Origin of the sequence: Streptomyces sp. NPDC049597, from assembly GCF_040675505.1 — a bacterium.
GTDB lineage: Bacteria > Actinomycetota > Actinomycetes > Streptomycetales > Streptomycetaceae > Streptomyces.
Map to the genome: position 1 here is coordinate 273,904 of NZ_JBFAOY010000004.1, position 25,561 is coordinate 299,464.

Below are 25,561 nucleotides of genomic sequence, written 5' to 3' on the forward strand. Positions count from 1 at the left end.
TCCCCATCCGCGCTCCCCTGGTCGGAGGGAGCTCTTCCAAACCGGCACAGGGAGAGATGCGGTGCGGAACGCGGAGGTTCCTGATGTGCGGGACGGGTTTTTCTACGCCGTTTTCCGGGCGGACTACGCGCCGAATGCCTTGGACTTGCCCTTCACGGGTTTGGCACCGGCGAGAAGGTGCGGCGGGACGAGATCCCGGGCCGGCTCGGAGTATCCGACCGACACGATCCTGTTTCCCTCGTACGTGAACGAGGTGAGCGAGGCGAGGGTGCACTGCCGGCGCCGCGGATCGTGCCACAGCCGTCGCTTCTCGACGAAACTGCGCACGACCCAGATCGGCAGCTGGTGGCTGACGCACACGGCCTCGTGGCCGCGCGCCGCGTCCCGCGCCGCCTCCAGCGCTGCCGACATCCGCACGACCTGCTCCACGTACGGCTCGCCCCAGGAAGGCCGGAACGGGTTCGTCAGGTGCTTCCAGTTGGCCGGCTGGCGCAGCGCCCCGTCGCCCACGCCGAAGGTCTTGCCCTCGAAGACGTTGGCCGCCTCGATCAGCCGCTCGTCGGTCTCGAGGGTCAGGCCGTGCGACTTGGCGACCGGCTGGGCGGTCTCCTGGGCCCGCTCCAGCGGGGAGGCGACGACATGCGTGATGTCCCGGTCCGCCAGGTGCTCCGCGACCCGGTCGGCCATCTGCCGGCCGAGCTCGGAGAGGTGGTAGCCGCTGCGGCGGCCGTAGAGGACGCCGTCGGGGTTGTGCACCTCGCCGTGGCGCACGAGATGGACGACGGTGATGTCCCTGGTGCTCATGCGGTGGCCTCCGCTGCGGCTCGGGCGGCGGCGGGCAGCGCGGCCGCGATCCGCTCGATCGCCCGCTCGTCGTGGGCGGTCGAGACGAACCAGGACTCGAACGCGGACGGCGGCAGGTAGACCCCGTCGGCGAGCATCGAATGGAAGAACGCATTGAAGCGGAACGCCTCCTGCTTCTTCGCGTCCTCGTAGTCCCTGACCTCGGTCGGGGTGAAGAAGACGGAGAACATGTTGGACGCCGTCTGCAGGCGGTGCGCCACGCCCTCCTTGGTCAGGGCGCCGGTCACCAGCGCCTGGATCTCCTTCGAGACCGCGTTCACCTTCTCGTACGCGGCGTCGTCCAGCAGGCGCAGCTGCGCGAGGCCCGCGGCGGTCGCCACCGGATTCCCGGACAGCGTGCCCGCCTGGTAGACGGGACCGGCCGGCGCGAGGTGCGCCATGACGTCCCGGCGCCCGCCGAACGCGGCGGCCGGGAACCCGCCGCCCATGACCTTGCCGAACGTCATCAGGTCGGGCGCCACGCCGTCGACGCCGTACCAGCCCGCCTTCGAGGTGCGGAAGCCGGTCATCACCTCGTCGGAGATGTACAGCGCGCCGTTCTTCGCGCAGGCGTCCTTGAGCCCCTGGTTGAAGCCGGGCCGCGGCGGCACCACGCCCATGTTGCCCGGCGACGCCTCCGTGATCACACAGGCGATCTCGCCCGGGTGGTTGTGGAACGCCGCCTGCACGGCCTCCAGGTCGTTGTACGGCAGCACGATCGTGTCACCGGCCTGAGCCCCCGTGACGCCGGGCGTGTCGGGCAGCGCGAACGTCGCGACCCCGGAGCCCGCCGCGGCGAGGAGCGCGTCGACGTGCCCGTGGTAGCAGCCGGCGAACTTGATGACCTTGGACCGGCCGGTGAAGCCGCGGGCCAGCCGGATCGCCGACATCGTCGCCTCGGTGCCGCTGGAGACCAGCCGTACCTGCTCGACGGGCTCGACACGGGCCACGATCTCCTCGGCGAGGGCGACCTCGCCCTCGCCCGGCGTGCCGAAGGAGGTGCCGCGGGCGACAGCCGCCTGCACCGCCTCGATGACCTCGGGGTGGGCGTGCCCGAGGATCATCGGTCCCCACGAGCAGACGAGGTCGACGTACTCGCGGCCGTCGGCATCGGTCAGGTACGGGCCGGTGCCGGACACCATGAACCGGGGCGTACCGCCCACGGCACGGAAGGCACGGACGGGAGAGTTCACGCCGCCGGGCGTCACGAGGGACGCGCGGTCGAAAAGCGTCTGCGAAACTGGGGCGTCATAGGGAAAGCTCACGGAAACCATGGTCTCAGAGGCCCGGGCGATCTTGCGGACAGGTGTTTCACCACACGTTCGTGGGGGAGGTCACTGTCACGATGATCTGGTTGCGCGGCGGGGGCTGCGAGTGGTCGGGTGGAGATATGCATCGCGGTGGCGGACTGGGCGAGGGGACCGACGACCTGGGTCCTGAGCCTGCCCGGCGCGGAAAGCACCGGCGAGGCGAGGCGGAAGATCCGGTGGGAGGCAGGAGCGGCCGGTTGGGGGTGACGTACAAGTACTTCGGTGCGCCCGACGGCGCCACCGCCGCACGGGTGCCGATCTCGATGCGCCCGGAGGAGCTGGGCGGCGACGAGCTCGGCATGGGCGGCATGTTCACCAAGATCAAGCCGGAGACCATAGCCGCGATGGTGCTGACCGGCATCCAGGGCATGCCGCTGCACAAGGTGCCGCCGCTGGAGCTCGTGGTGCTCCACCCCGACTACGCGGTGGTGAAGCTGCCGATGACCGTGGTCGACCCGCTGCGGGACATCGGCGAGGAGTCGGTGGGCGCGGCGGCCTTCATCTGGTCGACGGTCCCGGACCGGGGCGGCCCCCGGGACGCGTTCAACGTCTACCAATTGCTGCACGAATGGCAGGATTTCAGCCATCGCCTGCACGAGGCGGGGCACCAGCCGTACTGCCTGGTCTGGCCCTGAGCCGGGGCGTTCGGGGAGTTCGGGGAGTTCGGGCGGGGCTTGCGGGCTCCGCCCTCGTCATGTGCCGCCGACGCGTACGCGGCCGCGGGACGCGCATGCCGTCTTCCGCGCCCGCCGGAAGGTGGCGCGCACCGCGCTCGCAAGGCGGGATCACGCCGGCGGCGCGCTCCCGCGAATGACCCGAACCTCTCCTTTTCCCCACAGAGCGTCGGCCTCGAGGGGAGCGCTTACGGGCGGGGTCTGCGGACGTGGAGGACGAAGGCCGGTGGTGTGTTGCGCCATATGGTGCGGCTGGGGACGACTTCTTCGAAGCGGTCGGCCAGCAGCTCGCGGAACCGGCGGGCGGGGGTGAGGGGAACGGCGTGGAGGTAGGTGAACGCGGTGAAGGCACCCGCCGGGGCGAGCACCGCGGCTGTCGCGTCCAGGAGCCGGTGCTGGGTGGCGGGGGGAAACAGTGCCCAGGGCAGGCCGCTGACCACCACGTCTGCCCTCTCGATGCCGCGCTCGTCCAGCAGGTGGCGCAGGTGTACGGCGTCGCGCTGGATCACCTCCGCCCCCGGGTGGCGGTGGCGCAGCCGCTGAGCGAGGAGCGGGTCGATCTCGACGGCCAGGTGGCGGCCGCGCCCGCCGAGCCGGCGCTGGATCTCGGCGGTGAACGGCCCGGTGCCGGCGCCGAGTTCCACCACCACGGGCTCCCCGCGTTCGGGCACCGGGGCGCAGACCGCCTCGGCCAGGTGCCGCGAGCTGGGGGTGACGGCCCCCATGCGGGCAGGTGCGCGCACCCACTGCCGCAGGAACAGGGTGTAGTCGTTCGGCTCCTGCGAGGGCTTGCAGAGACGGCAGTGCCGGGCTGTTCGCTGCGTGGTGCTGGTGGTCATGTCGATGCCCTTGTCGGGGAGTGCTGGTGTCGATCGTGGAGGCGTGAACGGGCCATGTGTGTGGTTCCCGTCGGTGGCGCAGTGGCCGGGCGCACCGTCCGGTGCGCAGCCTGGTCGGTGAGCCGACGTTCCTCCCTTGTCCCGCGCCTGACTGCGGGCTCGGTGGTCAGACCTGCTCGGTGGGACGCACGAGCAGTTCGGCGACGGCGACGTGCCGGGGGCGGGTGACGATGTAGCCGACGGTGTCGGCGATGTCCTGGCTCTGCAGCCGCTCGATGTCGCCCAGGGCGGCGACGATGTGCTGCTGGATGACGTCGGGGTTGTGCGTGCGCAGTTCGGTGTCGACGCTGCCCGGCTCCACGACGGACACGCGGACGTGCCGGCGTGCCAGTTCCTGGCGCAGCGCCTCGCTGAAGGCGCCGACGCCGAACTTGGTGGCGCTGTACACGGCGGACATGGCGTAGGCGTTGCGGCCGGCGAGCGAGCCGATGTTGACGATGTCGGCGACCTGACGCGGCTCCTCGGCGGCTGCCTCGACCAGGTGGGGGACCGCCGCATGGGCCGTGTACATCAGGCCCATGAGATTGATGTCGATCATGCGCCGCCAGTCGTTCAGGTCCGCGCCCGGGGCGGGCCCGAGCAGCATGAGCCCGGCGTTGTTGACCAGGATGTCCAGGCGGCCCAGGCCCTCGACGGTCCGCTCGACCGCTTCCGCGGCAGCCTCGGCGGTGGTGATGTCGGCGGGCACGACCAGGGCCTTGCCACCGGCATCGGAGATCTCGGCGGCGAGGTCGGTGAGCCGGTCCTCGCGCCGTCCGACCAGTGCCACGGAGGCGCCCTCGCCGGCGAGTTCCAAGGCGGTGGCGTGGCCGATACCGCTGGAGGCCCCCGTGACCAGGGCGACGGTTCCTTCGAGACGACGAGTCATGGTTCGAGCCTTTCGATGAACGGCCACGTTGCTCGGGCCGTAGGGGATTGGGGGGACGGCCCTCTCGGGGGGCCGTATAGGGGCGCGGGCCGCTCAGGCCTGAGCCGAAGGCACAATGGGGAAGTGAGCATCAGCGGGCAGAAGACCACCGACACCACGCGTCAGGGGACCACGGAGGACGGAGAGCTGCCGCCCCGCGAGCGCCTGGTCCGGGCTGCGTCACGTCTGTTCTATTACGAGGGCGTACGCGCGATCGGCGTGGAGCGGCTGATCGCCGAGGCCGGGGTGACGAAGGCGACCTTCTACCGCCACTTCGCCTCCAAGGAGGACCTGGTCCTGGCCTATCTGCTGACCAAGGACGTCTACTACAAGAAGGTGGCAGAACCGCTGGCCGCCGCGCATCCGCCCGCGGAGGCGATCGACCTGATCTTCGAGGCGATCGCCGAACACGCCCGCGAGCGCGGCTTCCGCGGATCGCCGTTCATGAACGCGGCCGCCGAGTACCCGGACGCCGACCATCCGGTCCGCGGCCTGGTGACGTCGCACCGGGAGTGGATCCGCACCCTCTTCGGGCAGCTGCTCACTCGGCTCGGTCACACCGACCCGGAGTCGGCGGCCGGTGCGCTGCTGATGCTGTACGACGGCGCGATGGCAGCCGGCTACCTGGACGACTCGACGGCCGCCCACAAGACCCTGCTCGACGCGGTCCGCCTGATCCGATCGGGAGGCTGACCCCGTCGGGACCGCGTGGAGCGGCGGCTCTGTGCGGGCCCCGGCCGGGACGGGGCGCGGATTGGCTTCATGGAACCTTTTCGATCTCTCTTCGATGGGCACCGGCGACCTGGGCAGGTCTCCGCCTGGAGGCAGCCCAGCCGGGAAGGCCAATTCAGGCCGCCTCCAGGAGGTAGGAAGACCGGTCGTTCTACCTCTCGAAGATAGCTCTCCTGGCGGCCGCGCGCCACCGATCGGCCCGCTTGTGGGATCCCTCACCCGACCGCTGCCGGCTCTCGACGCCGGGCGCACCGAGAAGCCGCAGGTCGGCGCTCCGCCCCTGCCCATCGCCCCGTGGGCGGCAGGATGTCAGCCGCCGTCTGCACGAGGCGGGTCAGCTGCCGTCTGCACGAGGCGGGCCGCCAAGCGGTACTTGCCTGGTCCGGCCCGCAGCCCGCGCCCCCTCGTCCGCCAGGTCAGACGACCGGCGGCCGGCCGAGCCGGGCCATGAGCCACACCGTGCTCCAGCGCATCGGACGGCGCTCTCCGCACGGCGTACGGACGCCCTCGGCGAATCCGGCGAACCAGGCGCGCAGGCCCGGAGCCGAGCGGGTGCGCGCCAGGGTGAGCGCGGTCCAGGAGCCCAGATAGAGGGGCACGAGCAGGGCCGGGAGGTTCCGCTTCGCCAGCCAGACGCGGTTGCGGGCGGTCATCCGGTAGTAGACGCCGTGCCGGGTGGGAGGCGTACGGGGGTGCTGGAGCACCAGCTCGGGGGCGTAGAGGATCTTCCAGCCGTCGTCCAGGGCGCGCCAGGCGAGATCGGTCTCCTCGTGCGTGAAGAAGAAGTCGTCCGGCCAGCCGCCGACCCGCTCCAGCATCCGCATCGACAGGGCGTGCCCGCCGCCGAGGAACGTGGTCACCCAGCCGCCGCGCAGTGGATCGGTCTTCCCGATGCGCGGCACGTGCCGGCGCTGGGTGAATCCGGTCTCGTCGGCGATGCGGAAGCTGACGATCCCGAGCGCCGGGTCGGCGTCGTACATCGCGGCGACACGGCTGAAGACGTCCGTCTCGATGAGCAGCCCGTCGTCGTCCAGGTCGACGAGCACGTCGACGTCGCCGAACTCCCGCAGCCGCTCCATGGCGACGTTGCGCCCGCCGGACACCCCGAGGTTCTCGGGCAGCTCGACGCCCGTGACGCCGGGCGGCAGGTCGCCCAGCGGGGCGCCGTTGGAGACCACGACGACGCGGGTGGCGGGAAGGTCCTGAGCGGCCACCGAGTCGAGCAGCGCCCGCAGTTCGGCAGGGCGGGAGCCCATCGTCAGTACGGCCACACCCACACGCGCTCGGGACACGTCCACATCTCCATCTGTTGCCGGTCGTGACCCGCGAGCTTAACGGTGACCGTCCGGCAGATGTACGGAGGTGAACGCCGACGGCGCGCGCACATGACCGGCGACCGTGGGCGTCTGCGGGGGCGCGGGTCCGTGACCGGCGGCAACGGCGCGGAGGGGGCGGACGGGGCGGGCTCGCCCGTCACCGGTGGTGGTGACGCACGCCGCATCCGCGCCGCTCCCACCCTGAGCCCCTGAGCGCGACGCGCCGCCGCCCGCCGCTAGGGCCGGCGCCACCCCGGGTCGCGTCCCGTCAGCGCCAGCAGCCGGTCGAGGTCGGAGGCGCCGGCTCCCCCGTCCGGCAGCGGGACCTCCTCGCCGAAGACCCCCATCGCGCGGGCGCTCGGCGCGAGCTCCCCGAACGCCGTCAACGACTCACGGACCACCGTCGGGTCCGGCGTGTACTCCTGCCCGGTGGCCCGCGCGAGGTCCCAGGCGTGCACGGCGAGGTCTCCGAGCGCCATCCTTGCGACCAGGCCGGCCGCCATGTTCATGGTGCCTGTCACGCCCTGGTCCGCGCCCGGAGCCGCCCACGCCTCGACGAGCGCCTCGGTCTCCGCGGCGAACTCCTCGCGCCAGTGGCCGTGCCCGGCACGCTCCGGCATCACGGAGAAGTCGGCGTCCTTCTTGGCCGCCAGCAGCTGGAAGTTGACCACCACCTGGAAGAGGTGATCGACCAGCTTCCGCACGTCGTACTCCGCACAGGGCGTCGCATCGCCGAGCCGGTCGTCGGTGATGCCGCGCACCACCGGCACGGAGCGCTCCGCGGCTGCTCGCAACAAGTCACTGATGGTGTTCGTCATACGCCCGACCGTAGAGAGCACCGCCTTCCCGGTCTTGAAGAAACGCGACAGCACCCGGATTACGATCGGCGCATGGCAGGTCCGCGACGCGACACCCGGGGCATCGTCGAAGCCAGGGAGCTGTTCGCCCGCGTCGACTTCCGCCGCCGCGAGCCCGCCCCCGAGCTGCGCGCCTGCATCGAGCACTACTGGCTCATCGACTGGGACCTGACCGAGCCGTACGCCTCGCACGTCGTGCCGCACCCGTCCGTGAACCTGGTGTTCCAGCAGTACGGCGACGCGGAGCCGTGGGCCGAGATCGCGGGCGTCGGCCTGGGTCTGTTCACGCAGAAACTGGCGGGACGGGGGCGGGTGTGCGGCGTGCAGTTCCGGCCGGGCGGGTTCCGGCCCTTCGCGCCGCACCGTCCGGTGTCGGACTGGACGGGCCGCCGGGTCCCGCTGACGCAGGCGTACGCGGACCTGGGCCCGGCCCGGGGCGCAGCCGACGAGCCGGAAGGATCCGGGAGGCCCGTCGGGCCGGTCGCGGCCGGGACGTCGCGCGTCGCCGCTGAGGTCCGCCGGATCGTCGGCCCGGACGACGAGGACGCCCGCGTCGCCGCCCTGGACACCTTCCTCCTGGGCCTCGCCCCCGCACCGGACCCACAGGCGTCGCAGGCCATGGCCCTGGTCGACCGGATCCGAGCCGACCGCTCGATCCGGCGCGTCGCCGAACTGGCCGCTGCCGAGGGCGTGTCGACACGCTCGGTGCAACGGCTCTTCTCCGCGTACGTCGGCGTCGGCCCGAAGTGGGTCATCCTCCGCTACCGCATCCACGAGGCGCTGGAGCGCGCCGAGACGGACAACGCCGCGCTCGACTGGTCCGCGCTCGCCGCCGAACTCGGCTACAGCGACCAGGCCCACCTCGTACGGGACTTCACCGCGACGGTGGGCGTCCCGCCGACCGCGTACGCACGTCCCCCGCACTGAACTCACGCCGTACCGGGCCCGCGTCGTACCCCGCCCCTACAGTGCCCGGCATGGGCATCGACACAGTGAAGGTACGGATCGAGCCGTGGTCCGAGGACGACTTCGAGCTGCTGCGCGCCGTGAACGCGCCGGAGTTGACGGACCACCTCGGCGGCCCCGAGACCGAGGAGCAGCTGATCACGCGGCATCAGCGCTATGTGGAGCTGAGCGCCGACCGCGCCGGTCGCGGCCGGATGTTCCGCATCGTCCTGGCCGAAGGGCAGGACGCCGGCCGGTCCGCCGGCTCCGTCGGCTTCTGGGAGCAGACCTGGGACGGCGAGCAGATCTACGAGACGGGATGGGCCGTTCTGCCCGCGTTCCAGGGCCGGGGCATCGCGACCGCCGGGACGCTGGCGGTGATCGAGCGGGCGCGCGCCGAGCGGCGGCACCGCACACTGCACGCGTTCCCCTCCGTGGACAACATTCCGTCCAACGCCGTGTGCCGCAAGGCCGGTTTCACGCTCGTCGGCGAGCGCGAGGTCGAGTACCCGCCGGGGAACGTGCTGCGCTCCCACGACTGGTGCCTCGACCTCCTGAGCAGCTGACTAATGGAATAGACTCCCCCATCCATTAGTCATGAGTCATGACGGAGGGGGAACCATGCTGCTCGCCCACATCAGCGATCTGCATCTCGACGGCACACAGCGGGCCACCGACCGCGCCGCGCGCACCATCGCCTACCTCAACTCCCTGTCGCGGCAGCCCGACACCGTCCTGGTGACCGGCGACATCGCGGACCACGGGGTGCCCGAGGAGTACGCACAGGCCGCGGAGCTGCTCTCCCGGCTGACCGCACCGCACGTCACCTGCCCGGGCAACCACGACGACCGCGCCGCCTACCGCAAGGTGCTGCTGGGCGACACGTCCGCCGCCGTCCCCGAGTCGCCCGTCAACCGGCTGCATCATGTGGACGGTTACGCCCTCCTGCTGTGCGACTCGACGATCCCCGGCGAGGACGCCGGGCGCTTCGACGACGAGACGCTGGCCTGGCTGGAGCGCACGCTCGACGACCTGGGCGACATTTCCGCCCTGCCCGCCTTCCACCACCCGCCGGCCGTGATCCACCACCCGTACCTGGACGCGACGAACCTGACGAACGCCGACCGCCTGGCGGACCTGCTGGACGGGCGGGACAACGTCCCGGCGATCCTGACCGGCCACGCCCACACCGCCGGGGCGACGACCTTCGCGGGCCGTCCGCTGCTGGTGGCGCCGGGGGTCGTCTCGACGCTGCGCCTGCCGTGGGAGAGCGGCGAGACGCTGACCGACCGCACCGCACCGCCGGGCGTCGCGTTCCACGTCCTGGGCGAGGGCGGCGCGCCGGTCACGACCCACTTCCGCGTCGTGCCGTAGCGGACGATCCGGACGACGGGGAGGGCCCGCTTGACGAGGCGGGCCCTTTCCCCGGATATTTATCTGCGTCACGCAGATTCTTCGTTACGAAGGTATCCCCGCTCTCTCTTTCAGGAGTTCCCATGACGACCCTGGTCACCGGCAGTCGCGGCAAGGTCGGTTCCGCCCTGCTCTCCCTGCTGTACGAACGTGGCGCCGCGGTCCGGGCCGCATCCGCCGCCCCGGACAAGCTCGCCCTCCCGGACGGCCTCGAACCCGTACGGCTGGCCCTCGACGACCCGTCGTCCTTCCCCGCGGCCCTCGAAGCCGTCGACTCCGTCTTCCTGTACGCCGAGCCGTCCCACATCGACGCCTTCGTCGAGGCGGCGCACACCGCGGGCGTCTCCCACATCGTCCTGCTGTCGTCCAGCTCGGTCCTCGGCGCCGACGCGGCCGGCGACCCCGTCGCGGGCCCCCACCTCGCCGTCGAGGAGGCCCTTGCCGCCGGACCGGTGGCCACGACCGTCCTGCGCCCCGGCGCGTTCGCCGGAAACGCACTCCAGTGGGCGCGCGCCCTGCGCACCACCGGCGTCATCGACCTTCCGTACCCGGGCAGTTACGGCGACCCGATCCACGAACGGGACGTGGCGGAGGCCGCTCTGGCCGTGCTCACCGACCCCGAGCGGAGGGGACGCGCGTACCACCTGACCGGGCCCGAGTCCCTCACCTTCACCGAGCAGATCGCGATCCTGGAACGCGCCGCGGGCCGCGCGGCGCCCATCGAGGTCCGTGCGGTGACGCCGGAGCAGTGGCAGGAATCCGTATCCGCCTATCTGCCCGCCGCGTTCGCGCGGGCCCTGCTCGACTACTGGGCGTCGACGGACGGTTCACCCGCGCCGCTCACCCGCACCGTCGAGGAACTGACCGGACGCCCGGCACGGACGTTCGCCGAGTGGGCGCAGGAGCACGCGGACGCGTTCCGCGTCTAGCCGGGGACACTGGGCAAACCGGTGGCTGCCACCGTGCGGCCGGTGCCATGCTGGCGCTGTGAACGGACCGGAAATCACCTTCAGCGTCGCCCCTGAGCTGCGGCTCTTCCTCCCGCCGGAGCGCCGCGAGGGCCGCACCGCAGTCGTCACGGACGGCTCGTCGACGCTCGGACATGTCGTCGAGTCGCTCGGTGTCCCGCTCACGGAGGCGGGCCGTCTGCTGGTCGACGGCCGCCAGGTGCCGGTCTCGCACATTCCGCAGGAGGGCGAACACGTCGAGGTGCGAGGCGTCGACCGGCCCCAGCGAGTCCCCGGCGCGCCGCTCCGCTTCCTGCTCGACGTCCATCTGGGCACGCTGGCGCGGCGGCTTCGCCTCCTCGGGGTGGACGCGGCGTACGAGAGCGAGGACATCGGTGATCCCGCCCTGGCCGCCCGGTCCGCGAAGGAGCGGCGGGTGCTGCTCTCGCGCGACCGGGGGCTGCTGCGGCGCCGGGAGATCTGGGCGGGCGCGTACGTCTACAGCGACCGGCCGGACGACCAACTCACGGACGTACTGGAACGGTTCGCGCCGCAGCTCGCGCCGTGGACACGGTGCACGGCGTGCAACGGGCCGCTGACGGACGCCGACAAGGACTCGGTGCAGGAGCAGCTGGAGCAGGGCACCCAGCGCACGTACGACGTGTTCGCCCGGTGCACCGAATGCGACCGCGTCTACTGGCGCGGCGCCCACCACGCCCGCCTGGAGGCGATCGTCGCGTCGGCCCTGCGCACGGCGGGGGCGTGAGGGCTGACCCGCCGCACGGGCCGGCTGCCGCCCCTACGCGTCGAAGTCACCCGCGCGCAGCCGCTCCACCTGTGTCGCGCTCAGTTCCACCGTCCGCCGCATATGGGCCGTGAGCAGCGCGATCTCCTCGTCCGAGTACGTGTCGATCATCGACACCCACGCCCCGCCCAACCGGCCCCACAACGCCTCGAACTCGGCCATGCGCTCCGGCACGCACGCCACGAGAACCCGACGCCGGTCGTGCGTGTCGCGCTCCCGCGTCACATATCCGGCGCGCTCCAGCCGGTCGACCAGCCGGGTCGCGGAACCGGTCGTGAGCCCGGTCAGCTCCGCGACCCGCCCGGTCGTGACCGGGCCGCCTTCGAGCTCCAGGAGGTTCAGGCACTGGAGATCCGTGGGATGCAGACCCAGGTGGTCGGCGAGGGCCTGGTTGAACAGGGCGTACGAGGCCATGTAGCGACGCGAGGCCGTGGACAGCTCCCCCATGAGCCGGCTCCGCGCGGCGCCGTCCGACTTCTTCTGCGTCATGCAGAAAGTGTACGGAGCAGTGCTCCGGGCCCTCACCGCCAGAGGCCTGGCCGCCGGGCCGCCGGGGCGGCTGGGGCGGCCGGGGCGGCGGGGCGGCGGGGCGGCCGGGGCTCGGCACCGGGGCGGCCCGCCAAGAGGCCCGAGTGCTCCCCGGCGAGCAGGGAAAGATCCCCGGAGCGGCAGGCCGGAGATCAGGGACGCTCGTCCGTCAGATAGCGCTGCACCGTCGGCGCCAGCCAGCTCACCACCTCCTCTTTGGTCATCTCGACAGCTGGCGGGAAGCGAAGCACATACCGGGCCAGGGCCATGCCGAGGATCTGGGAGGCGACGAGCGCGGCGCGGCGCGGGGCGTCGGCCGGGTCCGGTGACAGGCTCGCGACGACCGGCCCCAACTGCTCACGGAAGATCGAGCGCGCACGCTCGGCCGCGGCGGCGTTGGTGACACCCGCCCGCAGCAGCGCCGTCAGCACGTCGTCGTGCTCCCACCGGTCCAGGAAGTGGGCGACGAGCACCGCGCCGGCATGCCTGCCGGGCAGTGCTCCCAACTCCGGCAGACGCAGGTCGAATTCGGAGGCGGCGGCGAACAGCCCCTCCTTGTTGCCGTAGTAGCGCATGACCATCGAGGGGTCGATGCCCGCGTCGCGCGCTATGGCCCGGATCGTCGCGCGCTCGTACCCGTCGGCCGCGAAGCGCTCGCGGGCGGCTTCGAGGATCGCGGCCTTGGTGGCATCGGAGCGGCGGGGAGCGCCGGGTGCTTCCGTCGTCATGCCAACAACTGTAGGCCAACAAGCGTTGACACGCCAGAGCCGACCGCTCTACATTTGCCAACAAGCGTTGACCAACAAGCGTTGGCCAGCAGGTGTTGACTCACAGCCGTCGACCACCGGAGGCAGCCATGCCCGGCAAGCCCAGCACCGCCGCCCGCACCGCGCCGATCGAGGACACCGACGGACCCGCCGCGTTCGACACGGACGTGATCGTCGTCGGGGCCGGCCCCACCGGTCTGCTCCTTGCGGGCGACCTCGCCTGCGTCGGCGTCTCGGTCACCCTCGTCGAGCGCCGCCCCCACGAGATCAGCAACCTGACCCGCGCCTTCGGCGTCCACGCCCGCACGCTGGAGCTGCTGGACGCCCGCGGCCTGGCCGACGAGCTGGTGGCGAAGGGCACGCCGATCACCGGACTGCGCCTGTTCGGCCGGCTCTCCCTCGACCTGGGCGCGCTCCCGTCCCGCTTCCCGTTCCTCCTGATCACCCCGCAGTACGAGGTGGAGAGGCTGCTCGAGCGCCGGGCACGTTCCGCGGGCGTCGACTTCCGCCACGGCACGGAGCTGACGGGCCTCGACCAGTCCCGCGCCCCGGCGTCGGTCACCGCCGAGCTCCGCGGTGCGGACGGCACGCGCAGCACCCTGCGCGCCCGCTACCTCGTGGGCGCCGACGGTGTCCGCAGCGGCGTGCGCACCGCGCTCGGCCTGCCCTTCCCCGGAGCGTCCGTCATCAGGTCCATCGTGCTCGCCGACGTCCGCCTCGCCGAGGAGCCCCCCGGCCTCCTCACGGTCGACGGAGCGGGCGGCACGTTCGCCTTCATGGCCCCCTTCGGCGACGGCTGGTACCGCGTCATGGGGTGGGACCACACCCGGCGGGTCCCCGACAGCGAGCCCGTCACCCTCGACGAAGTACGCGGGATCGCGCGCCGGGCCCTCGGCAGCGACTTCGGCATGCACGACGCCCGCTGGATCTCCCGCTTCCACAGCGACGAGCGCCAGGCCCCGGCCTACCGCGCCGGCCGGGTCTTCCTCGCGGGCGACGCCGCGCACGTGCACTCCCCCGCCGGCGGCCAGGGCATGAACACCGGCCTGCAGGACGCCGCCAACCTCTCCTGGAAACTCGCCTCGGTGATCCAGGGCCTCGCCCCGGACTCCGAGGGGCTGCTCGACAGCTACCAGTCGGAGCGGCACCCCGTCGGCAGGACGGTCCTGCGCAGCAGCGGAGCGATCGTGCGTCTCGCGATGGCCCGCACTCCCCTCCGGCGCGCGGTGCGTTCCCTCGCCGCCCGCCTCATCGGCAATGTCCGGCCGGCGGCACGGAAGGCCATCGGCGTCGTCTCCGGCATCGGCATCTCGTACGGCGCACCGCGCGACGCGCACCCCCTCACCGGCCGGCGCGCCCCCGACCTGCGGCTCGCCGAGGGCAGGCTCTACGAGCTGCTGCGCAAGGGCGAGTTCGTGCTGATCGGCCCCGCCGACGAGGCCGCCCCCGTGATCGCCGCGACCCCGGCCGTCCCCGGCCGGGTCATACGGGCGCACTGGGCGTCGGGCCGGGGCACCGCGCTGCTCGTCCGCCCCGACGGCTACATCGCCTGGGCGGCGGGACGCGGGGCCCTCTGACCGGCCGGCGAAGCCCCGGTCCCGGCGCCGGGCCCGGAAGGCGCACGGGGCCTAGGACGGACCGGACCGGAAGATGCACGGACCTTGAGGACGGACCGGACCGGAAGCCGCCCGGATCAGAAGGCGCCCGGATCAGAAGGCGTACGGATCCCCGGTGGCCGGCGCGACCACCTGGTGGTCGTTGTTCACCGGATCCCGGTCGGTCGCCCCGCCGTTCCACACCGTGGCGACCCTGACGACCGCCTCGGCCGGGTCGCCGGTGATCCCCAGCCGGATGGAGGTCTTGCTGCCGACCCCGTCGGCGACCAGCGGCCCCGTGCGGCAGAGCACCACCCGTTCGCCCGCCCGCAAGCAGCGCTCGGGCAGCCGCAGTCCGCCGACCGGCCGCAGGGAGAACTCCAGCCTCACGGTGGCGTCCTCCAGGCTGGAGGGACCGTGATTGCGGGTCATCACGGAGATCCTGAGCCACTCGTCGCCCAACGAGACATGACCGTGGTGCGCCACGTCCGCCTCCGGCGCCACGGCCCCCGAGGCCCCGGCAGCCGTGCCCGCGGCCCGGGCCGCTCCGACGCCCCGCGGCCCCGAGTCCCCGCCCGCACGCGCGCCCGCCCCCGAGGCGACCACCAATACCAACGCCGCGATCCCGGCCGACAGCGCCCTACGCATCACATACATGAAACCGAAGATACCGATTCTCCCGTTATGCACCTGACTGTCCGTCACTCCGGCGTGCCCCGGCGACGGCACCGGCCGACGCGGGCATGCGCCGCACGGCCCGGGGCGCGCCACCCGACCCGCAGCCCGGCCCCTGTACGGCGTCCACCCGCCGGGCCGCCACCCGACCCGTGCGGCCTTCGGCACGTCACCTGGCCGACCTATCCTGACCGCAGTTCGATCACACGCGCGAGGAGCCACGACATGACCACCGCCCGGACCCCCGTCGCCGTCGTCACCGGAGCCAGCAGCGGTATCGGCGCGGCCACCGCACGGCAGTTGGCAGCCGCGGGCTTCCACGTCGTCCTCACCGCCCGCCGCAAGGACCGCATCGAGGCCGTCGCTGCCGAGATCACCGCCGCCGGCCACCAGGCGACCGCCCACCCGCTGGACGTCACCGACCGGTCGGCCGTCGACTCCTTCGCATCGTCCCTGGACCGTTGCGACGTCCTCGTCAACAACGCGGGCGGCGCGCTCGGCGCCGACCCGGTCGCCACCGGCGACCCCGCCGACTGGCGCCGGATGTACGAGGTCAATGTGATCGGCACCCTCAACCTCACCCAGGCGCTCCTGCCCGCGCTCACCGCGAGCGGCGACGGCACCGTCGTCGTCCTGTCCTCCACGGCGGGCCTCGCCACCTACGAGGGCGGCGGCGGTTACGTCGCCGCCAAGCACGGAGCCCACGTCCTCGCCGAGACCCTGCGCCTGGAGATCGTCGGCACCCCCGTCCGCGTCATCGAGATCGCTCCCGGCATGGTCCGGACGGAGGAGTTCGCCACGACCCGCTTCCGCGGCGACACCGAGAAGGCCGCCAAGGTCTACGCGGGCGTCGCCGAACCGCTCACCGCGGACGACGTCGCCGACACCATCACCTGGGCCGTCACCCGGCCGTCCCACGTCAACATCGACCTGCTCGTGGTCCGCCCCCGTGCCCAGGCGTCCAACTCCAAGGTCCACCGGGAGCTCTGATGAACGACCGCATCGCCCTCTCGCGCCTCGCCGCCGACGATCTGCCGGCAGCCGTCCCCGGACTCGCCGCCCTCCTCGTCGACGCGGTCGACGACGGCGCGTCGGTCGGCTTCACCTCCGCGCTCACGCCCGAGCAGGCCGCCGCCTGGTGGTCGGACCTGGCACCCGCCCTGTCGGACGAGCGGATCGCCGCCTGGACCGCCCACGACGGAGACCGGCTCGTCGGCACCGTCCAGCTCAGATGCGAGACCTCGCCCAACGGACGGCACCGCGCCGAGATAGCCAAGCTGGTCGTGCACCGCTCGGCCCGCGGACGCGGCATCGCGCGCCGACTGCTCGCCACCGCCGAGGAGTTCGCGCGGTCGACTGGCCGCACCCTGCTCATGCTGGACACGCAGACGGGCAGCACCGCCGAACACCTCTACCGCTCGGCGGGCTGGACACCGCTCGGCACGGTCCCCGACTACGCCGCCGACCCCTCCGGCGTCCTGCGCCCGACGACGTTCTTCCACAAGACCCTCCACCCGGCCCCGCAGGGCTCGGAACGATCCGCCGTATCCGCCACCTGACGGCCGCGGCACGGCACGGCCTGGCACACGGGCAACGCAAAGGCCCCGGACCGATCCCGGTCCGGGGCCCCACGACGCGGCCTTCTCAGCCCTTCACGCAGACGACCTGCTTGAGCTTCGCCACCACCTCGACCAGGTCCCTCTGCTGGTCGATCACCTTCTCGATCGGCTTGTACGCGCCCGGGATCTCGTCGACCACACCCGAGTCCTTGCGGCACTCCACCCCGCGCGTCTGCTCCTCCAGGTCCCGCGTCGAGAAGCGCCGCTTCGCCGCGTTGCGGCTCATCTTGCGGCCCGCTCCATGGGAGGCGGAGTTGAAGGAGGCTTCGTTCCCGAGGCCCTTCACGATGTACGAGCCGGTGCCCATCGAGCCCGGGATGATCCCGTAGTCGTCGGAGCCCGCCCGGATCGCGCCCTTGCGGGTCACCAGCAGGTCCATGCCCTCGTATCGTTCCTCCGCCACGTAGTTGTGGTGGCAGGAGATGACCGGGTCGAACGTCACCTTCGCCTTGCGGAACTCGCGGCGCACGACTTCCTGGAAGATGCCCATCATGATCGCGCGGTTGTACTTCGCGTACTCCTGCGCCCAGAACAGGTCGTTCCGGTAGGCGTGCATCTCCGGGGTGTCCGAGACGAACACCGCGAGGTCGCGGTCGATCAGGCCCTGGTTGTGCGGAAGCTTCTGCGCCTCGCCGATGTGGTACTCGGCCAGTTCCTTGCCGATGTTGCGGGAGCCGGAGTGCAGCATCAGCCAGACCGACCCCGACTCGTCGAGACAGAACTCGATGAAGTGATTACCGGATCCGAGCGAACCCATCTGCTTCGTTGCCCGTTCCCGACGGAACTTGACCGCGTCCGCCACCCCGTCGAACCGGTCCCAGAAGCTGTCCCAGCCACCGGCCGAGAAGCCGAACACCCGCGTCGGGTCCACCATCTCGTCGTGCATGCCCCGGCCCACCGGGATCGCCTGCTCGATCCCGGAGCGCAGGCGGGAGAGGTCGCCGGGCAGGTCGTTCGCCGTCAGGGACGTCCGCACCGCCGACATGCCGCAGCCGATGTCCACACCGACCGCCGCCGGGCACACCGCTCCGTGCATCGCGATCACCGAGCCGACCGTCGCGCCCTTGCCGTAGTGGACGTCCGGCATGACGGCGAGGCCCTTGATCCAGGGCAGCGTGGCGACGTTCTGCAGCTGCCGCATCGCCACGTCCTCGACCGTCGCGGGGTCGGTCCACATCCGGATCGGGACCTTCGCGCCCGGCACCTCTACAAACGACATAGCTCCTCAATTCCCCCGAAAAGACATGTAACGCAAATGCCCGGCCAATGACCGCGTAAAGCTCGGCGGACCGGCATCCGGGGCAGCGCGTGCGATAGACATTGTGTCCATCGGCCCTCAGCGGCCGACAACCGTTTTTCCCCGGCGCGGTGGCGCGGACCGGACAGAGGGACCCATGGAGAAGGGAGCCAGGCACGTGCAACGGAAGGCGTACGTCCCCGGCGCGGCGGCGCTCCTCGCGGCGCTGGTCACCGGCCTCACCGGCTGCACCTCGGGTGGTGGGGACGACGGTTCCGCGCCCGACGCCAAGGCCAACGGCGCCCCGGCATCGGCCGCGCCCCCGGGCAGGTACCGCACGTTGCCGGAGCCCTGCGGCTCCGTCGAGCGGAGCACCCTGAGGGACCTGCTGCCCGGCGTCCTCACGCTCCCCCAGGACCAGCAGCAGGTGCTCGACGGCACGCCGGCCGTGACGTACGACACCGACCGCCGCGCCGCCTGCAGTTGGAAAGGACAGGCACCGGACTCCTCCCACCAGTTGCGGGTCGACTTCGAGCGGGTCGTGTCCTACGACCCGGCCGTCAGCGACGACAACCGGGCACAGGAGGTGTTCGAGGAGAAGCAGTCCGCGACCTCCGTGCCCGTCGCCCCCGGACCCGGACCCGAAGCCACCTCCTCGCCCACCGCGACCGCAAGCACGGGACCGACCGCGACCGCGAGCCCGGGGCAGGGCGCGACCCCGGATCTGGAGGTCCAGGCCGGGAAGACAGGCAGGGCCGGAGGGGAGGCCGAGGAGCCTGGGGCTCTGGAGGACGCGCCGGGCTCCGGACAGCCTTCGGGCGACTCCTCCCCCGACGACTCCCCCAGCGGCTCCGCGGAGGGCACCGACGGCAGCCCGTCCCCGGGCGGGTCCGCCACGGGGCTGGAGCCGCGCGTCCTGGAGGGGCTCGGCGACGCAGCCTTCATCGACGACGTGCTCGACCGTTCCGGGTCCACCGCGCAGCGCCGCACCGTGAGCGTGGTGTTCCGCACATCGAACGTGATCGTCACGGTGGTCTACGCGGAGCAGCCGGCGCCGATGGCGGAGCTCCCGGACAGCAAGGAACTGCAGGAAAAGGCGCAGAGTGTGGCCCGTCGGCTGGCGGATCTCTTCGACGAGTGACCGGCCGGGGCGGCCGGCTGCCGGTCCGGCGTCCGGGCCCCCGGCCGCCGCGCGGCCGCGTACGGTGGCCTGGCGGCCGTGACGGCCGTGATCGGCCTGACGGACCCGACGCCCGACGGACCCGACGCCCGACGGACCCGAGCCTGCGCCCGGCCCGGCGGACAACCGACGACGGACAGACCGAACGACCGACTGAAGGAACCATGCACCGTTCAGCCCCGCGACTCACCCGCATACTCGCCTGCGCAGCCGTTCCGGTGATGCTCGTCGTCGCCGGCTGCTCCTCGGACTCCGGTGACGGCAAGCCCGAGGGTTCGGGCTCGTCCGCCTCCCCCACCCCCGAGGCGAAGAAGACGCCGAAGGTCGCGCCCGCGAAGTTCACGAAGCTGCCCGACCCGTGCGAGTCGATCGCCCGCAAGACGATCAAGGACCTGGTGCCGGGCGCGAAGTCCGGTTCGGCCGGCCGGTCGTCGGACGCCGGCAGCCGTGGCAGCTGCTCCTGGAACGGCCTGGACGACAACGGCGTGAAGGGTTCGCAGTACCGCTGGCTGGACGTCTCCTTCCTGCGTTACGACTCCGACGCCACGCTCGCCGTCAGCGGCGAGCAGCGCGCGAAGGACAACTACGCGAAGGAGATCGCCAAGACGCAGGCCACCGAGGGCGCGAAGGACGTGAAGTCCAGCCCGGCGCCCGGGATCGGCAGCGAGGCGACCACCGTCAACTACACGCTAAAGAAGACCGGTGAGAACTTCGTCTACGCGGTGATCGTGGCGCGTACCGAGAACGGTCTGGTGACGCTCACCTACAACGGCACCGGTTACGCGGGCGCGAAGAACCCCTCGTCCGAGGACCTGACGAAGGACGCGCTGCAGGCGGCGAAGGAGGCCGTCGCCTCCGTGGCCACGGCCAACAAGTAGCCGCCGGGCGGACGGGCACCGGGCCGGTCCCGTCCGCCGACGCACCGTTCCCCCCACCGGTGCCGACGTCCGTCCGACCTGCTTTCGGCCGGTTTCCGGCCGACTGCCCGTCGCCTTCCACCCGTTGTCCGGTGGTCGCACACGAGGGCGGAAGGACGGACTCCGGGGGCATGTGCCAGGCTGTGCCCCGCACATTATGGATGGGGAGGGGAATGCGGTGGCCGCGATGCAGCTGACACGCACGCACCGGGTGCTCATCGGTGTCGTCGTCGCGGGAGCGCTGATCATCGCCGCGATCGGCTTCGCGGGGTCGTACGCCGCGGTGCGCGAGCTCGCGGAGCGCAAGGGGTTCGGCGACTTCTCCCTCGTCTTCCCCATCGGTATCGACGCGGGCATCTGTGTGCTGCTCGCGCTCGACCTGCTGCTGACGTGGATGCGCATACCGTTCCCGCTGCTGCGCCAGACGGCGTGGCTGCTGACGGCCGCGACGATCGCGTTCAACGGAGCGGCCGCCTGGCCCGACCCGCTCGGTGTCGGCATGCACGCGGTGATCCCGATCCTGTTCGTGGTCGCCGTTGAGGCGGCCCGCCACGCGGTGGGCCGGATCGCGGACATCACGGCGGACAAGCACATGGAGGGCGTACGGCTCACGCGCTGGCTGCTCTCGCCCGTGCCGACGTTCAAGCTGTGGCGGCGGATGAAGCTGTGGGAGCTGCGCAGCTACGAGCAGGTGATCAAGCTGGAGCAGGACCGGCTGATCTACCAGGCCCGTCTGCAGGCACGTTTCGGCAGGGCGTGGCGCCGCAAGGCACCCGTCGAGTCGCTGATGCCGCTGCGGCTGGCGAAGTACGGCGTTCCGCTGTCCGAGACGGCCCCGGCGGGTCTCGCGGCCGCGGGCATCGAGCCCGCGCTGCTCCCGCCCGCGCCGGTGACGGCGCAGGCCGGCCAGCCCGAGCTGCCGAGCGGCGCCCGGCGGCGGCCGGGTCCGCCGGACGCGATCGCCGGCGAGCCGGCGGCGCTGCCCGTGGAGGAGACCGCCGACGAGCGGCAGGAGCCGCGGCCCGAGGAGGGACCGGAGGCGCCGGGCGCCTACGAGAGCCCCTGGTTCGCCGCGTCGCAGGCGGCGCAGGACGCCTACCAGGGCACGTACGACCCCACGTACGTCGAGGAGTTCGAGCCCGCGCCGGTGCCGGTCCCCGCGGGCGCCGGCGGCCGTACGCGCCCGCTAGGAACGGGTCCCGATCCGCAGGCGTTCGACGAGCAGGACGCCCAGGGGTACGAGGAGCAGTACGCGCAGCCCGTCCCCGAGCCGGAGGCGCCGGCCGAGTTCACGCCCGAGGACAAGGAGTTCGAGGAGCTGGCGTACCCGGCGTACAAGGACTACGTGGACGAGCACCAGGTCTATCCGAACGTCCGGACCCTCGACATACTCCTCGCCGACCGGTACGGCGTCCGGCACCCGAACGGCACTGCGCTGCTCAAGCGTCTGATGCCGAGCCTCCAGAAGCGCCATCAGGCCGATCTGGAGGCCGAGCACATCGCCTGAGGCCGAGCACACCGCCCGAGGAACGGCCCATGCGCAAGGGCCCTCACCCCGTGCGGGGTGAGGGCCCTTGCGCGTACGTCGGGGTGATCAGGCCCCGAGCAGCTTGCGCACGCGGTCCGCGCCGACGGCGAGCAGCAGCGTGGGCAGGCGCGGGCCGGTCTCGCGGCTGACCAGCAGGCGGTACAGCAGCGCGAAGAAGGCACGCTGGGCGACCTTCAGCTCCGGCGTCGGCTTGGCGTCCGGCGTGAGGCCGGCCATGACCTTCGGCACTCCGTAGACGAGCGTGGTGAGCCCGTCCAGCGACCAGTGCGTGTCGAGGCCCTCCAGCAGCAGCCGCAGGGACTCGCGGCCCTGGTCGTCCAGCGAGCCGAGCAGCTCGGTGTCGGGCTCGGAGCGCACGACGGTCCGCGCGTCGGCCGGCACGTGGGTCGAGATCCAGCTCTCGGCGCGGTCCAGCCGCGGCCGCACCTCGTCGAGGTCCGTGACCGGGTTCGCCGGGTCCAGCTCGCTGAGGATGCGCAGCGTCTGGTCCTCGTGGCCGGCGGTGATGTCGACGACCGAGGCCAGCGTGCGGTACGGCAGCGGGCGCGGCGTACGCGGCAGGTCGCCGGCCGCGGTGCGGGCGGCCCGGGAGTAGGCGGCGGCGTCGGCGGGCAGGACGGTGCCGTCGGCGACCTTGGCCTCCAGCTTGTCCCACTCGTCGTACAGCCGCTGGATCTCCTGGTCGAAGGCGATCTTGAAGGACTGGTTGGGCCGGCGGCGGGCGTACAGCCAGCGCAGCAGCTGGGGCTCCATGATCTTCAGCGCGTCGGCCGGGGTGGGCACGCCACCGCGGGACGACGACATCTTCGCCATGCCGGAGATGCCGACGAAGGCGTACATGGGGCCGATCGGCTGCTTGCCGTCGAAGATCGAGACGATCTGGCCGCCGACCTGGAACGACGAGCCCGGCGACGAGTGGTCGACGCCGGACGGCTCGAAGACCACGCCCTCGTACGCCCAGCGCATCGGCCAGTCGACCTTCCAGACCAGCTTGCCGCGGTTGAACTCGCTCAGCCGGACCGTCTCCGAGAACCCGCACGCGGTGCAGGTGTACGTCATCTCGGTGGTCTCGTCGTCGTACGCCGTGACCGTGGTCAGGTCCTTGTCGCACGAGCCGCAGTACGGCTTGTACGGGAAGTAGCCGGCGGAGCCGGTGCCGTCGTCCTCGGCGGCCGCGCCGGAGCCCTCGGCGGCCTCCAGCTCGGCCTCGTCGACCGGCTTCTGCGACTTCTTCGCCTGGGCCTCGGCCTGCGCCTTCGGGTCCTTCTTGGTGCGGTACTGGGCGAGGATCGCGTCGATGTCGCCGCGGTGCCTCATCGCGTGCAGGATCTGCTCGCGGTAGGCGCCGGAGGTGTACTGCGCGGTCTGGCTGATGCCGTCGTACTCGACGCCCAGCTCGGCCAGGGACTCGGTCATCGCGGCCTTGAAGTGCTCCGCCCAGTTCGGGAAGGAGGAGCCCTTCGGCGCGGGGACCGAGGTCAGCGGCCGGCCGATGTGCTCGGCCCAGGACTCGTCGACGCCGTCGATCCCCTTGGGGACCTTGCGGTAGCGGTCGTAGTCGTCCCAGGAGATCAGGTGACGGACCTCGTACCCGCGGCGCCGGATCTCGTCGGCGACCAGGTGCGGGGTCATGACCTCGCGGAGGTTGCCCAGGTGGATCGGGCCCGAGGGGGACAGTCCGGAGGCGACGACGACCGGTTTGCCAGGCGCACGTCGCTCCGACTCGGCGATGACCTCGTCCGCGAAACGGGAGACCCAGTCGGTCTCGGTGCTGCTCTGAGCCACGGTCGGCACGTCCTTGATTCCTAGGGGTCGGAAATACGTCGGGAAACTCGCGTACACCATTCTCCCAGACCGGGAAACCGGATCCCACGCAGTTCCCGCGCCGCGCCCGAAGGCGTCCGCGTCCCGGCAAACCGGTTGCCCGGCCGTGGGACACTTGACCACTGGAACATCCCCCTCGACAGGAACGGAAGCTCATGGCCTCGGTCCCTTCCCTCGCTTCGACCGTGCAGCAGCGTCTCGCGGACGCCCTGGCAGCAGCGCTGCCGGAGGCCGGCTCCGCCGACCCGCTGCTGCGACGAAGCGACCGGGCCGACTTCCAGGCCAACGGCATCCTGGCGCTCGCGAAGAAGCTCAAGGGCAACCCGCGCGAGCTGGCGACCAAGGTCGTCGAGGCGATCGGCGAGAACGACGTGCTGAAGGACATCGAGGTCTCCGGCCCCGGCTTCCTGAACATCACGGTCACCGACAAGGCGATCGCCGAGACGCTGGCCGCCCGCGCCGCGGACGCCCGGCTCGGCGTGCCGACGGCCGCCGAGCCCGGCACGACGGTGATCGACTACGCCCAGCCGAACGTGGCCAAGGAGATGCACGTCGGCCATCTGCGGTCCGCCGTGATCGGCGACGCGATGGTGCGGATCCTGGAGTTCTCCGGCGAGCGGGTGGTGCGGCGCCACCACATCGGCGACTGGGGCACCCAGTTCGGCATGCTCATCCAGTACCTGATCGAGCACCCGCACGAGCTGGACCACGAGGACGGCGCCTCCGGCGAGGAGGCGATGTCCAACCTGAACCGCCTCTACAAGGCGGCGCGTGCCCTCTTCGACTCCGACGAGGACTTCAAGGCCCGCTCGCGGGACCGCGTGGTGGCGCTCCAGTCGGGCGACGAGGAGACCCTCGCGCTGTGGCAGAAGTTCGTGGACGAGTCGAAGATCTACTTCTACTCGGTCTTCGACAAGCTCGACATGGAGATCCGGGACCCCGACGTCGTCGGCGAGTCCGGCTACAACGACATGCTCGACGAGACGTGCCGCATCCTCGAGGAGTCCGGTGTCGCCGTGCGCTCCGAGGGCGCGCTGTGCGTCTTCTTCGACGACGTGAAGGGCCCCGACGGCAACCCGGTCCCGCTCATCGTCAGGAAGTCCAACGGCGGCTACGGCTACGCGGCCACCGACCTGTCCGCCATCCGCGACCGCGTGCACAACCTGGACGCCTCCACCCTGCTCTACGTGGTGGACGCCCGGCAGTCCCTGCACTTCAAGATGGTCTTCGAGACCGCGCGGCGGGCCGGCTGGCTCGGTGACAAGGTCAAGGCCGTGCAGCTCGCCTTCGGCACCGTGCTCGGCAAGGACGGCAAGCCGTTCAAGACCCGTGAGGGCGAGACGGTCCGGCTGGTGGACCTCCTCGACGAGGCGATCGACCGGGCGACGGCCGTCGTCGCCGAGAAGCGGGAGAAGGTCGGCCTGACCGACCAGGAGGTCGCCGACAACGGCCGGTACGTGGGCATCGGTGCGGTCAAGTACGCCGACCTGTCGACGTCCGCGGTGCGCGACTACAAGTTCGACCTGGACCAGATGGTCTCGCTCAACGGCGACACCTCGGTCTACCTCCAGTACGCGTACGCCCGTATCCAGTCGATCAAGCGGAACGCGGGCGACCGCCGGCCGGTCGCCCACCCCGAGCTCGAACTGGCCCCGGCGGAGCGGGCCCTGGGCCTGCACCTGGATCAGTTCGGCGAGGTGCTGGCGGAGGTGGCGTCGGCGTACGAGCCGCACAAGCTGGCCGCGTACCTGTACCAGCTGGCCTCGCACCTGACCACGTTCTACGACCAGTGCCAGGTGCTGAGCGACGACAACCCGGCGGAACTCGTGGAGAACCGCCTCTTCCTCGTCGACCTCACGGGCCGCACGCTCCACCAGGGCATGGCCCTGTTGGGCATCCGCACGCCCGAGCGCCTCTGACGGCTCGCCTGTGACGGCTCGCGCGACGCGCAAGGGGGCCGTGAGCCGCTGTGCGGCGCCCCACCACACGTGTTCCCGGACGTGGTCAGGAGCTGCGGGCCAG

General features: G+C 71.8%; 26 protein-coding genes. 15 read left to right on the forward strand and 11 right to left on the reverse strand.

All coding sequences use genetic code 11. The annotated features are described in order from the left end of the window. Positions 1 to 123 precede the first annotated feature (123 nt). Positions 124 to 804, reverse strand: a complete 681-nt coding sequence (locus AB0K02_RS08035) for a histidine phosphatase family protein (protein WP_365991475.1) — start codon at positions 802 to 804, stop codon at positions 124 to 126. Further along, positions 801 to 2,117, reverse strand: coding sequence for a glutamate-1-semialdehyde 2,1-aminomutase (gene hemL / locus AB0K02_RS08040; protein WP_365991476.1), 1,317 nt, complete (start codon positions 2,115 to 2,117; stop codon positions 801 to 803). The genes AB0K02_RS08035 and hemL overlap by 4 nt, the downstream gene beginning before the upstream one ends. A gap of 116 nt (positions 2,118 to 2,233) precedes the next feature. Between hemL and AB0K02_RS08045 the strand changes: the two genes are divergently transcribed. Next, positions 2,234 to 2,788 (forward strand): hypothetical protein, encoded by a 555-nt coding sequence (locus AB0K02_RS08045; protein WP_365991477.1) that lies wholly within the window; start codon positions 2,234 to 2,236, stop codon positions 2,786 to 2,788. Between the two features lie 227 nt (positions 2,789 to 3,015). Here AB0K02_RS08045 and AB0K02_RS08050 read toward each other — a convergent pair whose 3' ends face one another. Together AB0K02_RS08050 and AB0K02_RS08055 are read right to left on the reverse strand one after the other, a co-directional pair. Continuing rightward, positions 3,016 to 3,666 (reverse strand): methyltransferase domain-containing protein, encoded by a 651-nt coding sequence (locus tag AB0K02_RS08050; protein WP_365991478.1) that lies wholly within the window; start codon positions 3,664 to 3,666, stop codon positions 3,016 to 3,018. Positions 3,667 to 3,832: 166 nt separating this feature from the next. After that, on the reverse strand, positions 3,833 to 4,594 hold the full coding sequence (locus tag AB0K02_RS08055) for an SDR family NAD(P)-dependent oxidoreductase (protein WP_365991479.1): 762 nt from the start codon (positions 4,592 to 4,594) through the stop codon (positions 3,833 to 3,835). A gap of 123 nt (positions 4,595 to 4,717) precedes the next feature. Here AB0K02_RS08055 and AB0K02_RS08060 point away from each other — a divergent pair, with 123 nt between their 5' ends. Then, the gene (locus AB0K02_RS08060) at positions 4,718 to 5,326 is read left to right on the forward strand and encodes a helix-turn-helix domain-containing protein (RefSeq protein ID WP_365991480.1); all 609 of its coding nucleotides are present in this window, start codon (positions 4,718 to 4,720) and stop codon (positions 5,324 to 5,326) included. Positions 5,327 to 5,781: 455 nt separating this feature from the next. Here the strand turns inward: AB0K02_RS08060 and AB0K02_RS08065 are convergent, their stop codons facing one another. Beyond that, positions 5,782 to 6,657, reverse strand: a complete 876-nt coding sequence (locus tag AB0K02_RS08065; RefSeq protein WP_365991481.1) for a glycosyltransferase family 2 protein — start codon at positions 6,655 to 6,657, stop codon at positions 5,782 to 5,784. A 93-nt stretch (positions 6,658 to 6,750) separates the two neighbouring features. Between AB0K02_RS08065 and AB0K02_RS08070 the strand changes: the two genes are divergently transcribed. Then, positions 6,751 to 6,894: a hypothetical protein gene (locus tag AB0K02_RS08070; RefSeq protein WP_365991482.1), complete on the forward strand. Its 144-nt coding sequence runs from the start codon at positions 6,751 to 6,753 to the stop codon at positions 6,892 to 6,894. Between the two features lie 23 nt (positions 6,895 to 6,917). Here the strand turns inward: AB0K02_RS08070 and AB0K02_RS08075 are convergent, their stop codons facing one another. Continuing rightward, complete coding sequence (locus tag AB0K02_RS08075; protein WP_365991483.1) at positions 6,918 to 7,499, reverse strand: TIGR03086 family metal-binding protein; 582 nt, start codon at positions 7,497 to 7,499, stop codon at positions 6,918 to 6,920. A gap of 72 nt (positions 7,500 to 7,571) precedes the next feature. Here AB0K02_RS08075 and AB0K02_RS08080 point away from each other — a divergent pair, with 72 nt between their 5' ends. The 5 genes from AB0K02_RS08080 to AB0K02_RS08100 all read left to right on the forward strand — a co-directional run bounded on the left by AB0K02_RS08080 (position 7,572) and on the right by AB0K02_RS08100 (position 11,609). Further along, a complete protein-coding gene (locus AB0K02_RS08080) occupies positions 7,572 to 8,465 on the forward strand; it encodes a helix-turn-helix domain-containing protein (RefSeq protein WP_365991484.1) in 894 nt (297 codons plus the stop codon). Positions 8,466 to 8,515: 50 nt separating this feature from the next. Continuing rightward, positions 8,516 to 9,049, forward strand: a complete 534-nt coding sequence (locus AB0K02_RS08085) for a GNAT family N-acetyltransferase (protein WP_365991485.1) — start codon at positions 8,516 to 8,518, stop codon at positions 9,047 to 9,049. A 55-nt stretch (positions 9,050 to 9,104) separates the two neighbouring features. Then, on the forward strand, positions 9,105 to 9,857 hold the full coding sequence (locus AB0K02_RS08090; protein ID WP_365991517.1) for a phosphodiesterase: 753 nt from the start codon (positions 9,105 to 9,107) through the stop codon (positions 9,855 to 9,857). A gap of 122 nt (positions 9,858 to 9,979) precedes the next feature. After that, positions 9,980 to 10,825 carry an NAD(P)H-binding protein gene (locus AB0K02_RS08095; RefSeq protein ID WP_365991486.1) on the forward strand — a complete coding sequence of 282 codons (846 nt, stop codon included), beginning with the start codon at positions 9,980 to 9,982 and terminating at the stop codon, positions 10,823 to 10,825. A gap of 58 nt (positions 10,826 to 10,883) precedes the next feature. Next, positions 10,884 to 11,609, forward strand: a complete 726-nt coding sequence (locus AB0K02_RS08100) for a Mut7-C RNAse domain-containing protein (RefSeq protein WP_365991487.1) — start codon at positions 10,884 to 10,886, stop codon at positions 11,607 to 11,609. Positions 11,610 to 11,642: 33 nt separating this feature from the next. On the opposite strand, the gene AB0K02_RS08105 is transcribed toward AB0K02_RS08100, so the two are convergent. Then, positions 11,643 to 12,137, reverse strand: coding sequence for a MarR family transcriptional regulator (locus AB0K02_RS08105; protein ID WP_365991488.1), 495 nt, complete (start codon positions 12,135 to 12,137; stop codon positions 11,643 to 11,645). 191 nt (positions 12,138 to 12,328) lie between these two features. Then, positions 12,329 to 12,904 carry a TetR family transcriptional regulator gene (locus tag AB0K02_RS08110; RefSeq protein WP_365991489.1) on the reverse strand — a complete coding sequence of 192 codons (576 nt, stop codon included), beginning with the start codon at positions 12,902 to 12,904 and terminating at the stop codon, positions 12,329 to 12,331. A 128-nt stretch (positions 12,905 to 13,032) separates the two neighbouring features. On the opposite strand from AB0K02_RS08110, the gene AB0K02_RS08115 reads away from it, so the two are divergent. Next, on the forward strand, positions 13,033 to 14,520 hold the full coding sequence (locus tag AB0K02_RS08115) for an FAD-dependent monooxygenase (RefSeq protein ID WP_365991490.1): 1,488 nt from the start codon (positions 13,033 to 13,035) through the stop codon (positions 14,518 to 14,520). 132 nt (positions 14,521 to 14,652) lie between these two features. Here AB0K02_RS08115 and AB0K02_RS08120 read toward each other — a convergent pair whose 3' ends face one another. Then, a complete protein-coding gene (locus AB0K02_RS08120) occupies positions 14,653 to 15,195 on the reverse strand; it encodes a hypothetical protein (RefSeq protein ID WP_365991492.1) in 543 nt (180 codons plus the stop codon). Between the two features lie 243 nt (positions 15,196 to 15,438). On the opposite strand from AB0K02_RS08120, the gene AB0K02_RS08125 reads away from it, so the two are divergent. Beyond that, a complete protein-coding gene (locus tag AB0K02_RS08125; RefSeq protein ID WP_365991493.1) occupies positions 15,439 to 16,203 on the forward strand; it encodes an SDR family oxidoreductase in 765 nt (254 codons plus the stop codon). Next, a complete protein-coding gene (locus tag AB0K02_RS08130; RefSeq protein WP_365991494.1) occupies positions 16,203 to 16,772 on the forward strand; it encodes a GNAT family N-acetyltransferase in 570 nt (189 codons plus the stop codon). Before AB0K02_RS08125 ends, AB0K02_RS08130 begins: the two co-directional genes overlap by 1 nt. A gap of 85 nt (positions 16,773 to 16,857) precedes the next feature. On the opposite strand, the gene AB0K02_RS08135 is transcribed toward AB0K02_RS08130, so the two are convergent. Continuing rightward, a complete protein-coding gene (locus AB0K02_RS08135) occupies positions 16,858 to 18,051 on the reverse strand; it encodes an RtcB family protein (RefSeq protein ID WP_365991495.1) in 1,194 nt (397 codons plus the stop codon). A gap of 196 nt (positions 18,052 to 18,247) precedes the next feature. Between AB0K02_RS08135 and AB0K02_RS08140 the strand changes: the two genes are divergently transcribed. The 3 genes from AB0K02_RS08140 (at position 18,248) to AB0K02_RS08150 (ending at position 21,673) form a co-directional block, all read left to right on the forward strand. Further along, complete coding sequence (locus tag AB0K02_RS08140; protein WP_365991496.1) at positions 18,248 to 19,210, forward strand: DUF3558 domain-containing protein; 963 nt, start codon at positions 18,248 to 18,250, stop codon at positions 19,208 to 19,210. A 203-nt stretch (positions 19,211 to 19,413) separates the two neighbouring features. Further along, positions 19,414 to 20,127, forward strand: a complete 714-nt coding sequence (locus AB0K02_RS08145) for a DUF3558 domain-containing protein (protein ID WP_365991497.1) — start codon at positions 19,414 to 19,416, stop codon at positions 20,125 to 20,127. A 217-nt stretch (positions 20,128 to 20,344) separates the two neighbouring features. Next, positions 20,345 to 21,673 (forward strand): DUF2637 domain-containing protein, encoded by a 1,329-nt coding sequence (locus AB0K02_RS08150; RefSeq protein WP_365991498.1) that lies wholly within the window; start codon positions 20,345 to 20,347, stop codon positions 21,671 to 21,673. Between the two features lie 87 nt (positions 21,674 to 21,760). Here AB0K02_RS08150 and lysS read toward each other — a convergent pair whose 3' ends face one another. After that, entirely contained in the window at positions 21,761 to 23,509 is a 1,749-nt protein-coding gene (gene lysS, locus AB0K02_RS08155; protein ID WP_365991499.1) for a lysine--tRNA ligase, read from the reverse strand. A 185-nt stretch (positions 23,510 to 23,694) separates the two neighbouring features. Between lysS and argS the strand changes: the two genes are divergently transcribed. Further along, positions 23,695 to 25,458 carry an arginine--tRNA ligase gene (argS, locus tag AB0K02_RS08160; RefSeq protein ID WP_365991500.1) on the forward strand — a complete coding sequence of 588 codons (1,764 nt, stop codon included), beginning with the start codon at positions 23,695 to 23,697 and terminating at the stop codon, positions 25,456 to 25,458. The last annotated feature ends 103 nt before the right edge of the window (positions 25,459 to 25,561 follow it).

Excerpts from the sequence above, each read along its gene's own strand:
- AB0K02_RS08070 (WP_365991482.1), top strand. The coding sequence starts at position 6,751 with ATGACCGGCGACCGTGGGCGTCTGCGGGGGCGCGGGTCCGTGACCGGC.
- AB0K02_RS08080 (WP_365991484.1), top strand. The coding sequence starts at position 7,572 with ATGGCAGGTCCGCGACGCGACACCCGGGGCATCGTCGAAGCCAGGGAG.
- hemL (WP_365991476.1), bottom strand. The coding sequence starts at position 2,117 with ATGGTTTCCGTGAGCTTTCCCTATGACGCCCCAGTTTCGCAGACGCTT.
- AB0K02_RS08055 (WP_365991479.1), bottom strand. The coding sequence starts at position 4,594 with ATGACTCGTCGTCTCGAAGGAACCGTCGCCCTGGTCACGGGGGCCTCC.
- AB0K02_RS08110 (WP_365991489.1), bottom strand. The coding sequence starts at position 12,904 with ATGACGACGGAAGCACCCGGCGCTCCCCGCCGCTCCGATGCCACCAAG.
- AB0K02_RS08045 (WP_365991477.1), top strand. The coding sequence starts at position 2,234 with ATGCATCGCGGTGGCGGACTGGGCGAGGGGACCGACGACCTGGGTCCT.
- AB0K02_RS08075 (WP_365991483.1), bottom strand. The coding sequence starts at position 7,499 with ATGACGAACACCATCAGTGACTTGTTGCGAGCAGCCGCGGAGCGCTCC.
- AB0K02_RS08095 (WP_365991486.1), top strand. The coding sequence starts at position 9,980 with ATGACGACCCTGGTCACCGGCAGTCGCGGCAAGGTCGGTTCCGCCCTG.
- AB0K02_RS08085 (WP_365991485.1), top strand. The coding sequence starts at position 8,516 with ATGGGCATCGACACAGTGAAGGTACGGATCGAGCCGTGGTCCGAGGAC.
- AB0K02_RS08135 (WP_365991495.1), bottom strand. The coding sequence starts at position 18,051 with ATGTCGTTTGTAGAGGTGCCGGGCGCGAAGGTCCCGATCCGGATGTGG.
- AB0K02_RS08115 (WP_365991490.1), top strand. The coding sequence starts at position 13,033 with ATGCCCGGCAAGCCCAGCACCGCCGCCCGCACCGCGCCGATCGAGGAC.
- AB0K02_RS08145 (WP_365991497.1), top strand. The coding sequence starts at position 19,414 with ATGCACCGTTCAGCCCCGCGACTCACCCGCATACTCGCCTGCGCAGCC.
- AB0K02_RS08050 (WP_365991478.1), bottom strand. The coding sequence starts at position 3,666 with ATGACCACCAGCACCACGCAGCGAACAGCCCGGCACTGCCGTCTCTGC.
- AB0K02_RS08090 (WP_365991517.1), top strand. The coding sequence starts at position 9,105 with ATGCTGCTCGCCCACATCAGCGATCTGCATCTCGACGGCACACAGCGG.
- argS (WP_365991500.1), top strand. The coding sequence starts at position 23,695 with ATGGCCTCGGTCCCTTCCCTCGCTTCGACCGTGCAGCAGCGTCTCGCG.
- AB0K02_RS08120 (WP_365991492.1), bottom strand. The coding sequence starts at position 15,195 with ATGTATGTGATGCGTAGGGCGCTGTCGGCCGGGATCGCGGCGTTGGTA.
- AB0K02_RS08035 (WP_365991475.1), bottom strand. The coding sequence starts at position 804 with ATGAGCACCAGGGACATCACCGTCGTCCATCTCGTGCGCCACGGCGAG.
- AB0K02_RS08125 (WP_365991493.1), top strand. The coding sequence starts at position 15,439 with ATGACCACCGCCCGGACCCCCGTCGCCGTCGTCACCGGAGCCAGCAGC.
- AB0K02_RS08105 (WP_365991488.1), bottom strand. The coding sequence starts at position 12,137 with ATGACGCAGAAGAAGTCGGACGGCGCCGCGCGGAGCCGGCTCATGGGG.
- AB0K02_RS08130 (WP_365991494.1), top strand. The coding sequence starts at position 16,203 with ATGAACGACCGCATCGCCCTCTCGCGCCTCGCCGCCGACGATCTGCCG.